This is a genomic window from Bacillus sp. DJP31, assembly GCF_049310945.1.
Classification (GTDB): Bacteria; Bacillota; Bacilli; order Bacillales; family SA4; genus Bacillus_BS.
This window is the reverse complement of sequence record NZ_JBMERO010000013.1, coordinates 78,103-92,392: the sequence shown is the minus strand read 5'-3', so window position 1 is coordinate 92,392 and position 14,290 is coordinate 78,103. Positions and strand designations below refer to the sequence as shown.

Genomic DNA, 14,290 nt, shown 5'->3' with positions numbered 1-14,290 from the left:
GCATCAAAGTCTTACCTATTGCTATTAAACTAACGCAGCAGCGCGACAAGTTTTGTTATAAGCACCAATGTGTGAAAAAACAAGGGATTTCTTTGGAAATTCTAACTTTATAACGAGGATAGGAATGATAAAACCATGTTTTTTGAAACTATCCCATTGATACTCTTGCATGCGTCATAATAGACAGATTATGGGGTCTGAAGCTCAAGTGAAGTCGGCAGAACAAAGGCTGAAGCCACTCCTCACGGAAAAGGTATGCAAATGGATATGCCGGATGGCTGAAAAACTAGATATGGTGAGAATCTTCTTATAGAAAAGAACAGACAAACTTCCGAAGGTAAGGGTGTGTGACTTGTTCAGCTATAACCGATAAATTACGGGAAAAGCTGGGGTTTATCTACTATTAAATCTAACTTACTATCTGATATCTGGAATGATGAAACCATGTTTTTCCGAAACAGATACATTGATACTCCTACATGCGTCTTATTTGACAGGAATAAGAGGTTTGAAGCTAGGTAAAGTCGGCTGAATCTAACCTAAATCATCATTAATTAGAAGACATGGTTAGAGATAGGTCGGATGGCTATAATTTGTCTATGGTGAGAATGACCATTATGTCTGACAAAGTTTCGAATGTAAGGGTCTAAAACCTTATAATGTGTGAAAACCATTACTAGTTTATATACTAGGTAAGTTAACGGAGAGTAAGAATGCCCGTTATGAAATTCGTTCAGTAGACAAAGGTACTGAAAAGACTTACAGGCTTAGAGAAACCACCTAACGACATTAATGGAAAGCTAGGATAGTAGGAACAAGGAAAGCAAGGAACGTCGTAAAGGGCTGTCACCTTGACGGTTACTATAAGGAGTAATCCGAAATGTATTTACTCTTGTGAGAGTAGGGGTATGACCAATGAAGCTTTTGTAATGGAAGTGAAGGAATAGCCCCGAGTCTTTAAAAAGGAAAACTGATTTTCTAAAAGAATTGCAAGGATCAGGTATGAAGATGGAAAATGTCCCCCGAAGGGAGGATCCATCATGCAAACAACATTACGGTACTGGGAGTATTACAAGCTAACGGATACTTTCAGCGATTTCTACGAGAGAGCGAAAAATAAGGAAGATTTCTCTAGGTTATATGATGTTATTACTTCAAGAGAAAATATCCTTTTAGCATATCGTTCAATCAAAACAAATAAGGGTTCTATGACAGCAGGCACGGATGGATTAACTATTAACGACTTTAAGGACTTAAAACAAGAGAGACTTGTTAGCTTAATTCAATCCAAACTTACAAATTATCAACCAAAGACGGTTAGACGAGTCCTTATACTTAAACCGAATGGTGACAAACGTCCACTAGGCATTCCTTGCATGATTGATAGAATTATTCAGCAATGCTTTAAACAAGTTTTAGAGCCGATTGTTGAAGCACAATTCTATAAGCATAGCTATGGATTCAGACCCTTACGGTCTACCCATCACGCAATTGCTAGAGCAAAACATCTTATAAATAGTGGCAATCTCCACTTCGTAGTAGATATCGATATCCAAGGATTTTTCGATAATATTAATCACACACTACTCTTTGACCTTCCTCGAAATGTTGGAAGTCTATTCAGTGCGCTGGACGATTAAGGTTTTTTTCAAAGAGACCAAACAACTTCTTCGATTAGGTAAATGCCAGTCTCAGAACTTTGATGCCCAAATTGCCCATGTAACAACAACGTATATTTTGTATTCCTTTTTAGCCTAATATCGCAGGATGAACGACTATGAAACATTGGGCGGGTTGTTTGAGGTAATCAAGGATCAGATGGTGGAAAAGAATATAGCTGAACGACTATGGAACCTGTTTGAGGAGCTTTTGGATGTTGTCATTGCCGCGATTACAGAATCGGGAGCAGTTGACATTCAAGCCTTTAAGACATCACCTGAATATGTACATATAAAGGAGCTATTCGAGAGCTCCTTTTTGGGGAATCAATTATTTGAGGACGATAAAGCGGCTTAATGGGCCAAAATGGAATGAAATAAGAACCTTTTCGTAGCAAAGGATATCGACGGAAAGTGTAGCTTGAAAACATTGGTTTTAGGGGTGCGAAACTTAAGTTATAATAAACAGGTGTCCTAGCCTCTCCTTCTTCATTAATTTGGTCATTTTAGTTGATTGAAAAGAAACCCTCAAGGAAAGCACTTGACCGCTTCTTTTCAATCAACTGGCTAGTCTGTAAGAAGAAGAAGGAGAGAGTTTGAGAGGCATTAGTCTAGCTAAATTACTGTCAGAATTCTGTGTGAATCACAAACTATGGTGAAGAGACCTATAACGGAGATACGCTTGTTAAATCCTAAAATCTATATGTGGCTATACAGAAATGATATGGAATGGTTAAAAAATTCCTATCCTACAGGTAAGGAGAATTCTCGAAATAGGTCTCTAGTACGGATTGACTGGGAGAATCGAGATAGGGAGATGGCTACACAAATAGTAGAAATTATTGATGAGATTTTATTGGAGAGAGACAAGATAATAAGAGTTACTAAGAATGAAATTGGTCGTAGATTAGGTTCATTGTCAACATTGTATAACCAGTTAGAAAAACTTCCCTTGACTAAAGCGACTTCTTAAAAGATTGTCAGATGCCTGTGCATACGTAGAGAATCCATTTGCAAAGGTGGGAATAAGATGAATGAGCTAGATTTAATTGGAAAAGTTGCGACCGAATATCTTAGGTCTAACCTTAATATAGATGGTGATTCTGAGGGAGTCGACTAGCTATGTTTCTTATCCTGATCTGAAATTTCTCCACTGATTCTACAAGCTGATTACGCTTGAATAATTTAGATCGCCTTGGAATATTATCCTTCTCCTTGTATATTGGAAATTACAGGGGATATCATTGAATGATGTTGGAACTCTTCATGCTGTATATCGCCAAAATAGAGGTTCTTTAGTTGGAGTTCACAATTCAAATAGTGATATAGGTAAACAATTTAATACAAACTTAAAAAGAGCTCTTGATGAAGGGCGTCTATTAAGGGATGGGTTCGAGGAAATAAATAAAGCATGGAATAATTTCTCTAACCTATATAAACAATCAATAAAAGACTTTCTTATAGAGGGTCTCTCATCCGATACACTACTACTTCAATGCAATGCATATGATGATCTTCTTAACGTGTTAAAGGAGCATGCATCAAGTGACATTAATAGAGTTGATCTTTGGCAACCAATTTTAAATATTGGTAATGTCCAAGTAGATGGAAATCAACCTATGTCAATAATAGCTCCTTGGCATCCAATGAGATTAGCATCTTTAGGTATTAAAGCTGTTCAATTTGAAGGTTTAGTAAGGTATATTCTTGAGTCAGAAGAAATTAAAATAAACTTCTATCTTAATGAATATAGGTTTTAGAGTCAATTCATTTACTAGAATAAGACAAAAAGCTTAGTGAATTAATTCACTAAGCTTTTTATCTTTATTAATTTCATATAAAACTTCGAGTTTTTTTGACCGTTTCGTGTATTTGTTTTCTCTTTGAATAAACACCTCAGTCAATTCTTTTGTACGCCTAAATAATCCCCACCTAGTTTTACCAAAGACTGTTTCGAGCAAACTTCATTTGCGGTTTTTTCAGGAGCGAAAGACTATTTTCCTAAATTGTTATGCTCTAAATTTTCAGGAGCAACTTCAAGAAGCATCGGTTGTAAAAACATAATTATCACCTACATGATAATTAGAAATATTGTTATCTTAAATTTATTTTCTTGTCTGCATCTGCTTTTAGTGTTTTTAATAATCTAACAACTCAACTGGACATTTTTATCATTATCTTTGGCAATAATTAAATACGAACAAGTACAATAATAAGTCCATGGAAATAAAAAGAAAAAGTTGGGTTATGTATTTCAACTAAAACAGTCTAATACTACTATAGTAATAATAGACTAGCTCAAATATAATCATTAAGGTGGAGCGTTGAAACTAGAGAAATATATATAAATGGTTATGGAAGTTTTAAACTAAATGCACTTAAGGTAGTTGAAAAAGGATAGCGAACCTGTTGCTTACCACAACTTTGGTGTGAATATGTGTAAATTGGTGTATTGTTGAAGGAATTCTGCCTCTTACTAGGAAACGCATTCGAAAAAAAAGGATTGGTAATCTCTTGTTCGAATGCGTTTTTATTTTTGAAAGAAGTGATGAATTAAGCACTAATATTATCAAATCTTTACTGAATTAATTCTGTTAAAAAAAATTTAGAGGTGATTGTGTTGAAGTTTAAATTAGGCACTAAAATTAATCTTATGGTTCTAGCTGTTATTCTTTCTTTATCCTCGATTATAGGTTTTGTCGTTTATCAAGAAATTACAAATGGAATTAAAGAATTTGCTATTGAAAAAGCAAAAGGAGATTTGGCTTTAGCGAATAGGTATGTAGACAGTGAGTATCCCGGTGATTGGAACATTAAAGGGGAGCAACTATATAAGGGGAAAACCTTAATTAATGGAAATTTTGAAATCGTTGATATTATTGGAAACGACACAGGGGATACTGTAACTGTTTTTCATGGTGATACACGGGTAACTACCAACGTAATGATCGATGGGGAACGAGCAATTGGTACCCAAGTTTCTCAAGAAGTAATTGATGTAGTACTGAAAAGAGGAGAAAATTATTACGGAGAAGCGGATGTGGCAGGAAATCAGTATCAGACTGCCTATATGCCTTTAAAAAATGCAAGTAATGAAGTAATCGGTATTATATATGTAGGGGCTTCCCAACAAATCATTAATACAATATTATCATCATTCTTAGTTAAGTTTTTAACGGTACTTGTTATCATGATTGGATTATCCTTTATATTGATCTATTGGTTTACATGGAGAATTAAGAAGAGATTGACGAACATCACTACTGCACTAGAGTTAGCAGGGGACGGTGATTTTACCTCTCAACTTCATGACAACACCGGTGACGAGTTAAGCAATCTCTCTATAAGTTTTAACCTTATGTCTGAAAATTTTAAGAAAATAATGAATGAAGTGATTATGACTTCAGAGTTGGTAGCTTCTTCTTCAGAAGAATTGACTGCTAGTTCTGAACAAACGAGTAAGGCAACAGAATTGATTACAGAATCAATTCAAGAAGTGGCAAAAGGGGCAGAACACTCTACATCGAGTGTCGAAGAAAGTTCAACTGCTTTAGAAGAAGTTTCAAAAGGGGTTCAATCCATTGCAGAAAACGCTTCTTCCATATCTGAGGTTAGTTCTCTAGCTACTCAAAAAGCAAAAGATGGTGAAGCCTTCGTTACTAATACCGTTCTACAAATCAACGCAATTAGTCTTTCGGTAAATGAAAGTGGGGAAGTTATTAAATTATTAGAACAGCGTTCAAAAGAAATTGGAGATATCACAAAAGTAATCTCAGGAATTGCTGAACAGACGAATTTACTAGCCTTGAATGCTGCTATAGAAGCAGCAAGAGCTGGTGAACATGGAAAAGGATTTGCGGTGGTTGCCGATGAGGTTCGAAAATTAGCAGAGCAATCCCAACAATCATCTTCACAAATTTCTAGCTTAATACATGAAATTCAGCAAGATATGACTCGTTCTAATCGCTCAATCGAACAGGTAGCAATTGATGTAAAAGACGGTTTGGTCATCGTTCAACAAACAGAAGGTAGTTTTAAAGAAATTCTTGGTTTTATGGAGGAACTTTCTTCGCAAATCACAGATATGGCAGCAACAGCCGAAGAAATCTCGGCAAGTTCAGAGGAAGTAACCTCAACTGTAATAGGAATAACTGAAATATCAAAAGGGACATCAATGCACACTCAAAATGTTGCAGCATCAGCACAAGAGCAACTTGCATCGATGGAGGAAGTTTCCGCATCTGCCTATTCGTTGTCAAAGCTTGCTGATGATTTAAAAGAGCTAGTTAACAGGTTTAAGGTTTAAAAAGTCAAGAAAATTAAGTGCCAGGGGATAGTGCCTGGGACCAATAAAGTGAAGCAATGAGATTACTTGAATCCTTAAATATGAGGATGAACGAATGTAAACTTGAACTACATCCAACCAAAACACAAGTAGTGTACTGCAAAGATAACATCCGGCGCCGGGCACCATCCAGTTTCTGGATGATGCCTGGCACTTTTCTGTGGCACTTTTCTTCTGAAAAAGTTCTTTTGGTGTAGCTGTACGGATAGTGCCTGGCACTTCCCTTTGGAGTATAATGCAGGAGGTCAACTCGTTTATTACGTAAACAGCCGTGATGACCAGAGATATCTAGAACATTAATTAAAGTACGACGATAACGGTAACCGAACGGAAGTGACTTCAGGTGGTGGTAGCCGTATTGAGTATTATGATACAGCTGTAACCTCCTACTAAAAGAAATTCACTACGATCCAAATAATGTAATTGCGCACAGCTTCTCTTATGAATACACAGGCACTTACGGCTTATTAAATAACCGAACAGCGAAAAAGAGTTCCAATACCGTCATTGCAGAGTATCAGTAAAACCCAGCAAATGAAATTGTTTCCGTTAACGGTATTCCATTTCAATACGATGAAAATGGAAACCTCTTAAAAGACGATCGCTTTCAATACCAGTACAATCCAGCAAACCAACTTGTTGAAGTCAAAACGTTGTCTGGGTCTCTTGTAGCAAGCCACGAGTATAATCATGAAGGGCTGCGCTCAAAGAAAACAACCCCAGTCAAAACAGAGAAATACTTCTATTCTGCAAGAGAACTGTCGTACATCACAGACGGAAACGAAAAGCTTAACTAGTCATTCACGCGCACAGCATCTGGAATGCTTGTGAGTATGACAGATCACACAGGAACAACGAAGAAGACATACTACTACATCCGAAACAGCCATAGCGATGTTATAGAGCTCAGAGACTCTAATGGGAACCGTGTTGTCTATTATAAATACGACGCGTTCGGAGTTCTCTTAACAAGTGAAGGCACCACTACCACAGGAAACGGAGAGCTACTGAGAGAAGTTAATCCATTTCGTTACGTTGGTTATTTTTACGACGAGGAGACAGATCATTATTATTTGTTTGAAGGCTCGGTATTATACTCCAGATACAGGGAGGTTTTTGACGAGGGATGTTATTCCTTTAATGAATCTGTACAGTTATGCAGAGGGTAACCCAGTAAGATTTATAAATATCTTTCATTTACACACTAAGTTTGCTCAATGATTTTAAGGTTCCTGCATCCTTCTTCCGTTTTAAATTCCCAATTACAATTCCTCCTAATATTAGAGCAACACCAAGCCATTGCAACTGACCAACATCCTCTGATAATACAAAGGCTGACATAATAATAGCAACGGGCAGTTCAGAAGCAGTTAAAATGGTTCCAAGACTAGGTCCAACATGTGGCATTCCAATCGAAAAGAATAACGGTGGCAAAACGACACCGAATATACCTAAAATTAACCCATAAGGCATTACACCTACTAAGGTCGGTACATCAATTAGAAAAACTGGTGGAAATAATAAAAAGGTAATGATCAGAGCACCTGTTGAAAAAAGTGCGCTTTTTTGAACAGCGGGCACATGATTGCCGATAATGCTGCTAAAAAAAATAAAAAGTGAAAAAGTAAAAGCAGAAAGTAATCCCCAAATAACTCCTTGCCAAGATAAAGATTGAACACTTTCTCCTAAAAATCCAGCTGCTAAAATGGATCCGGAAAGAAGTATTACAATAGAAAGAACCTTACCAGATGAGGGGATTCTTTTATAGTAGACCCATTCAATCAATGTTCCAATCCAAATAAATTGAAATAAAAAGATAATGGCCAATGATGCATCGAGCGTTTGTAAAGATTGATAATAAAGCAACCCTGTTAATCCCATCGGTATTCCAGCTAACATAATTTTAAGGGTTTGATTCAAACTAACTTTTTTCTTTTTTGTAAAAATAGTCACCATCCAAATAATCAATGTACCAAACAAAACTTGACTCCCCGTTACCTCAGCCATTACATAACCAGCAGAGTAAGCAAGCTTCACAAACGTAGATAATATCCCAAAGCTGCATCCACCAATAAATACAAGTAAAGCGTAATGCCATGTTTTCATTTATAAATTCCCACCTTTTATCAAATTAATAAACGCAAAAAAAACCACACAATTGTCCTTCGACAATCGTGTGGCGAAAAATAGAGTTTCCTCTAGAAAAGTCCACAACATCAAAAAGATTTTATTATTAATCAATCAAATTGAATTATATCTAGAAAATAGGTTAATTACAATCTTACATTGCTAATTAGGGCTAACTATTTTCAAAGTGGCCGGGGTTGTTAATAGGGTATTACTATGACAATATATTATGGTAACAGGAACTTAGGTAGATTATTATAGCCATAATTACCAAATAGAAATGATGGAGGAAATATACTTATGCCAGATTTGCCAAATTGCCCAAAATGTCATTCAGAATATACGTATGAGGATGGTAGTCTTTTAATCTGCCCAGAATGTGGTCATGAGTGGAGTTTAGATTCCGAAGTTGAAAACGTTGAAGATAAAAAGATTACCAAAGATGCAAATGGAAATGTCTTAAACGATGGTGACTCTGTGACAGTCATCAAAGATCTGAAAGTAAAAGGAAGTTCTTCCGTCGTAAAAATAGGTACAAAAGTGAAAAATATACGGTTGGTTGATGGGGATCACGATATAGATTGCAAAATCGATGGTTTTGGAGCGATGAGTTTAAAGTCTGAATTTGTTAAAAAGATATAAATGTGGTGTTTTTTGAGTTGTATAGAGACCTAGCAGAGGTAGGAATAATTCCTGTAAATGCTTGGTTTTTTTAAATTTTAGGAAATATAGTAAAGGTCCAAAGGATCTAGCGAGGACAGGCTGATACTTTTGTAAGAAAAAATTGTTCATTGAAACATGGTACATAATCAATTCCAGTTATGAAAATGATTAACTAAGAGGTAACTCTATACATACAATTTTGAATTCGAAATTATAGAGGTTAATGCTTTGAAGAGTAAAGATGAAATTGTCCAACTATATAATGAGAAAATTTGTCTCAAATAGATGTACTTATTCAGAAGAAGGTTGAGATTTGGCAAGAAGATGTATTATTCTCTGGATTATGGTGGTTTGGGGTCGCACTCTCGATTGTACCTTGGATACTTTGGTTCGTCTTCAGAAATAAGAATAGCAGGGATCGTTTGTTGTGTAGGTTTCTTTGTGATGACAGTTTCTCTAGTATTGGATGTATTAGGGGATCAATTAGGAATATGGCATTATCGGTTTAATGTCCTGCCTGTCCTGCCGTCCTATTTCCCTTGGGATATTACACTAATGCCAGTTACAATTATGTTCTTTTCGCAAGTCAAACCACATGTAAACCCTATTATTAAGGCTGTCCTTTTTACTTTGCTGACATCGTATATATCAGAGCCATTTATCAGTTGATTACAGATATATGACACTTTAAGATGGAGATACAGCTTCTCTGTTCCCATACAAATCGCAATCTATTTATCAGCACACTATATTAGTAGAAGGGAGAAATTTAGTTCGTTTAAAAGAAGGATACTAAGCTAGTTAAATATTAAAAAGGTGCTCTACACAAAGTAGAAGCACCTTTCTTTATTTTTTCAAATGATATGGCACGGTTGTAACCACTACATTTCTTCGGTATAGCAAGAATGAACGAATCAGTATGCTTGATTGGTTATGTAGAATATTGTGCCATCCTTTTTTAGGGATGAACTGTGGAATGATCACTGTAACCTGGTAGTTTGATTCACTCGCTTTATGCTCGACTGTATCAACGAACTTGGTTAAAGGATGAATAATACTTCTGTATTGGGAGTGAAGAGTCACCAATCGAACATCTGGCTGCCATTTCTTCCATTTTTCTTCGAATTTCTTTTCGTCTTCTCTTTCAAACGCTACGTAAACAGCAATGATTTGATGAGCGGAAAGCGATTTTGCATAGTTTAGTGAGTTCTCAACGACATGAGTAATGCCTGCCACTGGAACAATGATTACATTCCCTTCAATTGGCTTACTTGGTTCACAGGTAGTCAGTCGCAATTGATCTCCGAGTGCTTCGTAGTGTCTTCTAATTCTATGGAACAAGATGATTATGATAGGTAAGAAAAATAAAATCGACCATACTTGTGAGAACTTTGTTATAAAGAACATCACGGTAACCAAGAAGCTAATAATAGCACCAGCTGAGTTGATGATTAGCTTTGGAATCCACCCATTTGGTTTTTCCCTGACCCACTTAACAATCATTCCTGTTTGGGATAAGGTGAAGGGGATAAATACACCTACTGCATAGAGTGGGATAAGATGCTCAGTTTGTCCTTTAAAGGCAACTATTAGAACGATTGAGGCAAGAGCAAGGATGATAATACCGTTTGAGTAGCCTAATCGATCCCCACGCACAGTAAACATTCTTGGAATAAACTTATCTTTGGCAAGATTAACTGCTAGCAACGGAAAAGCCGTATAGCCAGTATTCGCGGCAAGAATGAGAATTAAGGCCGTCGTCCCTTGAATAAAGAAATACATGAAATTTCGACCAAATGTTTGTTCAGCAATTTGTGAAACAACTGTCACTTCACCACTTGGAGTAACTCCGTAGTAATAGGCAAGAAGCACAATCCCAGAGAATAATATAGCAAGTAAAGTTCCCATCGCAACTAATGTTTTAGCCGCGTTATTAGGAGATGGTTCTTTGAAATTTGGTATGGCATTTGAAATAGCTTCCACACCAGTTAATGCAGAGCTTCCTGATGCAAAGGCTTTTAATAGAATAAATAAACTGATACCTACTATTGGTGTACCAATGGGTGTATGTAATTCAGGAGATACTTGGCCAGTTACTATGTTGTAGATACCGACCCCAATCAATATGAATAGGGCAACAACGAATAAATATACTGGATACGCTAAAATAGAGGCAGATTCAGTAACTCCTCTTAAGTTAAGGATTGTCAGGAGAAAAACAAAAATAATGGCAATGGTTACATTATAATTATGTAAGGCTGGAAAAGCAGATGTAATAGCATCGGTACCAGCTGACACACTTACTGCTACAGTCAAGATATAATCCACCAACAAGGAACCACCGGCGATTAGCCCGGGATTTGTCCCCAAATTCATCTTCGAAACTACATAGGCTCCACCACCCTGAGGATAAGCATAAATAATTTGTCTATAGGACAAAATTAAGGCCGTTAGTAAAATTAAAACTCCAAATGCGATCGGTATGGAATACCAGAAGGCTGCTGCACCCACCGTAATGAGTACAATTAATATTTGCTCAGGTCCATAGGCAACAGAAGATAAGGCATCAGAGGAAAGAATAGCTAAAGCTTTCTTTTTGTTAAGCCTCTGCTCACCCAGCTCAGTTGATTTTAATGGTCGTCCGATTAAGAAACGTTTTATAGAAGATATCACTGCTTTCACCCACTAAGTAAGATTATTAATAGTTTATTTTTCCCGGATATTGAATAAAAACTCACTATATAAAAAGACAACAAAAAACGCCCTCAAGTCATTAGATAATAGACCTGTAGACGTATAAAATCTAGTCGGACAAGTTCCACTTTCCTACTCATATAACGCTTACGAGGTTAGCTGTCGGATTCGGGCCTTTGAGTTGCCCTACCTTTTTAAGGATTCACCCCTAGTATTTGGTTCCCCCGCACTACAAAGTTTCAGCGATTTAGAAATACGAAACTGTGATAATAGTACTCCTGTAAATGGTAAATGTAAACGATAATTTTAAAAAAATCCTATATTCCTTGATAATAGAAATGTTGTGGTTGGAAATAATGTATGAGATGACGTTATTTCATAAAGAAAAAGGAGGAATGATATGTATGTTTAAACAAAGTCGTCCCTTACTTGATGATGAATTCTTAGATGAACTTGCAAAAGAGATAAATGATCTTTATGGAGATACGGCAAAAGAGAGTAAAGATCCTACTTTGGAAATCGAATAAGCAGTTAATTATAGTAAAAAAGTTAATCAATTTCATTAACACCTTCAGTGAAAATTGAACGGTGTCTTCTTTGTTTATAATAAAATTTTTTTTGTAGAAAATTAGTAGTCTTTTATTTGAAGTTCAGAATACCAAACAAGCGAAATCAAAATAATTCCTACATATAGTAAAGAGTTGGGTTGGGTTGAAGATAAATACGGTGTTTGAATCTTACATAAACGAAATCTGTTAAAAAGAAAATTTTAAAAATATTAAACGAAGGGTGAGCGGAAGAGATTCTGCCACCTTTTTTCTATTCTTGACATAACACCTAGTTCATTTAACTCTAGAAAAAAAGGGCAGTTTGCTCTTTTTGCAACTACGCTCACAAGAACCTTTTCCAAGAGAATGTTCGACCTAGGCAACTATTACAACTGCATCAAACTGGTTTCTAGTGAGCAAGCAAAACAAAATATTGGATGTTTATCTACCTTTATCCATACATTCCTTTAAGTTGTTCATGTTTCCCTTAAATCTAGCATGAAGTACGAAATGAGAGTAAAGAAAAGGAAAAGCAAGATAAACTGTAATAAGTACGTTTACATAGGTAGTTCACAAATGACCAAAACCCCTATATAATATTCTTTGTTAACAACGGACCCGACTTCCATGAGAGTTGAAAGTCAATATACTATAAATGAATAGAGAGAGGTGCTTCATGCTTAGTAACACAATCAAAAATGAATGGTTTGGTAACATCCGTGGGGATATTTTGGCGGGGTTGGTAGTAGCTATGGCTTTGATACCAGAAGCGATCGCCTTTTCAATCATTGCAGGAGTCGATCCGATGGTCGGACTTTATGCATCATTTTGTATCGCAGTTGTCATTGCCTTTGTTGGGGGTCGGCCTGGAATGATTTCTGCCGCGACAGGTGCCACCGCTTTATTAATGGTGACACTCGTTTCAGAACACGGACTACAGTATTTGTTGGCTGCGACGATTTTAACTGGTGTCATACAAATTATCATGGGAGTACTCAAGGTAGGTCGTCTAATGAAGTTTGTACCACGTTCTGTGATGATCGGATTTGTAAACGCACTTGCCATTTTAATATTCACTTCACAGCTGGTTCATTTTGTCGATGAAACATGGATGATGTACGCAATGGTAGCAGGTGCATTAGCCATTATTTATATTTTACCTCGTTTTACGAGAGCTGTTCCTTCTCCATTAGTAGCGATTGTTGTGATTACGGTTATTGCGGTCATGACCGGAAGTGGTGTTCGTACGATTGGGGATATGGGTGAGCTGACTCAAGCGTTGCCATTTTTCTTACTTCCTGATATTCCGTTGAATTTTGAAACGTTACAAATCATCTTTCCATACGCTTTATCTATTGCAATTGTAGGTTTAGTTGAATCCTTTTTAACTGCATCTATTGTGGATGATATGACCGATACAACAAGTGATAAGAACAAAGAAGCAAGAGGGCAAGGGATTGCGAATATTGTTTCTGGTTTCTTTGGTGGGATGGCTGGTTGTGCAATGATTGGTCAATCAGTAATTAACGTGAAATCTGGTGGAAGAGGGAGACTTTCTGCATTCGTTGCGGGTACATTCCTTATGATCTTAATCATCCTTTTAAACGATTTCTTAGTTCAAATACCGATGGCAGCTCTTGTTGGTGTGATGATCATGGTATCGATCGGAACGTTTGATTGGTCCATTGTAAAAAATCTTAACAAGACTCCACTAACAGACACGATTGTCATGCTATCGACAGTTGTTACGGTTCTGTTTACGCATGATTTATCAAAAGGTGTGTTAGTTGGCATCATCTTGAGTGCCATTTTCTTCGCGGCAAAAATTTCAAAAGTAAAGGTTACTTCTTTGGCCTCAGATGAATCAAACAAAATTGTTTATCGTGTTACAGGTCAATTATTCTTTGCTTCTGTCACGGATTTCATTGAAAGCTTTAACTTCAGTGAGAACGTGAAGGAAGTTAAAATAGATCTAACCCAAGCTCATTTATGGGATGATTCGGCCGTAGGTGCAATCGATAAGGTGGTTCTAAAATATCATCAAAACGGTGTAAAGGTAACTCTAATTGGCCTGAATTCTGAAAGTCATCATTTACTCGATAGACTGGCCATTCACAATAAGCCAGGTGGACTTGATAAGGTTGTAAATCATTAAATGGAAAAAACACGCTGATTGAATTAGCGTGTTTTTTCAGTAAGGATTGAAGAGCAGTTTTTGAACCAAAAGAAGGTTCAAATGTTGTTGGAAATCCACG

Annotated in this window: 10 protein-coding genes, 2 pseudogenes and 1 riboswitch; of the genes and pseudogenes, 10 read left to right on the top strand and 2 right to left on the bottom strand. The window is 36.6% G+C overall.

What is annotated here, in order from left to right:
- Nucleotides 1–1,040: 1,040 nt before the first annotated feature.
- The 6 genes and pseudogenes from ACOI1C_RS13690 to ACOI1C_RS13665 form a co-directional block, all read left to right on the top strand.
- Nucleotides 1,041–1,613 (top strand): annotated as a pseudogene (locus tag ACOI1C_RS13690) (reverse transcriptase domain-containing protein); the annotation flags it as partial.
- Nucleotides 1,579–2,016, top strand: a pseudogene (locus ACOI1C_RS13685) (IS4 family transposase); the annotation flags it as partial. The pseudogenes ACOI1C_RS13690 and ACOI1C_RS13685, both read left to right, overlap by 35 nt.
- Before the next feature lie 294 nt (nucleotides 2,017–2,310).
- Nucleotides 2,311–2,631: a TnsD family Tn7-like transposition protein gene (locus tag ACOI1C_RS13680; RefSeq protein ID WP_422511065.1), complete on the top strand. Its 321-nt coding sequence runs from the start codon at nucleotides 2,311–2,313 to the stop codon at nucleotides 2,629–2,631.
- Between the two features lie 271 nt (nucleotides 2,632–2,902).
- On the top strand, nucleotides 2,903–3,418 hold the full coding sequence (locus ACOI1C_RS13675; RefSeq protein ID WP_422511064.1) for a hypothetical protein: 516 nt from the start codon (nucleotides 2,903–2,905) through the stop codon (nucleotides 3,416–3,418).
- Nucleotides 3,419–4,311: 893 nt separating this feature from the next.
- Nucleotides 4,312–5,964, top strand: coding sequence for a methyl-accepting chemotaxis protein (locus ACOI1C_RS13670; protein ID WP_422511084.1), 1,653 nt, complete (start codon nucleotides 4,312–4,314; stop codon nucleotides 5,962–5,964).
- A gap of 1,074 nt (nucleotides 5,965–7,038) precedes the next feature.
- Nucleotides 7,039–7,224 (top strand): RHS repeat-associated core domain-containing protein, encoded by a 186-nt coding sequence (locus ACOI1C_RS13665; protein WP_422511063.1) that lies wholly within the window; start codon nucleotides 7,039–7,041, stop codon nucleotides 7,222–7,224.
- On the opposite strand, the gene ACOI1C_RS13660 is transcribed toward ACOI1C_RS13665, so the two are convergent.
- A complete protein-coding gene (locus ACOI1C_RS13660) occupies nucleotides 7,201–8,109 on the bottom strand; it encodes an EamA family transporter (protein ID WP_422511062.1) in 909 nt (302 codons plus the stop codon). The two genes, ACOI1C_RS13665 and ACOI1C_RS13660, sit on opposite strands and share 24 nt — an antisense overlap.
- 321 nt (nucleotides 8,110–8,430) lie before the next feature.
- Here ACOI1C_RS13660 and ACOI1C_RS13655 point away from each other — a divergent pair, with 321 nt between their 5' ends.
- Nucleotides 8,431–8,772 (top strand): zinc ribbon domain-containing protein YjdM, encoded by a 342-nt coding sequence (locus ACOI1C_RS13655; protein WP_422511061.1) that lies wholly within the window; start codon nucleotides 8,431–8,433, stop codon nucleotides 8,770–8,772.
- 465 nt (nucleotides 8,773–9,237) lie between these two features.
- Nucleotides 9,238–9,462: a CBO0543 family protein gene (locus ACOI1C_RS13650; RefSeq protein ID WP_422511060.1), complete on the top strand. Its 225-nt coding sequence runs from the start codon at nucleotides 9,238–9,240 to the stop codon at nucleotides 9,460–9,462.
- Nucleotides 9,463–9,639: 177 nt separating this feature from the next.
- Here ACOI1C_RS13650 and ACOI1C_RS13645 read toward each other — a convergent pair whose 3' ends face one another.
- Nucleotides 9,640–11,466, bottom strand: a complete 1,827-nt coding sequence (locus tag ACOI1C_RS13645; protein WP_422511059.1) for an APC family permease — start codon at nucleotides 11,464–11,466, stop codon at nucleotides 9,640–9,642.
- Nucleotides 11,467–11,615: 149 nt separating this feature from the next.
- Nucleotides 11,616–11,742: riboswitch (cyclic di-AMP (ydaO/yuaA leader) on the bottom strand.
- 149 nt (nucleotides 11,743–11,891) lie between these two features.
- Between ACOI1C_RS13645 and ACOI1C_RS13640 the strand changes: the two genes are divergently transcribed.
- Nucleotides 11,892–12,014 (top strand): bacitracin ABC transporter ATP-binding protein, encoded by a 123-nt coding sequence (locus ACOI1C_RS13640; RefSeq protein ID WP_422511058.1) that lies wholly within the window; start codon nucleotides 11,892–11,894, stop codon nucleotides 12,012–12,014.
- 697 nt (nucleotides 12,015–12,711) lie between these two features.
- A complete protein-coding gene (locus ACOI1C_RS13635; RefSeq protein ID WP_422511057.1) occupies nucleotides 12,712–14,190 on the top strand; it encodes a SulP family inorganic anion transporter in 1,479 nt (492 codons plus the stop codon).
- Nucleotides 14,191–14,290: the final 100 nt, after the last annotated feature.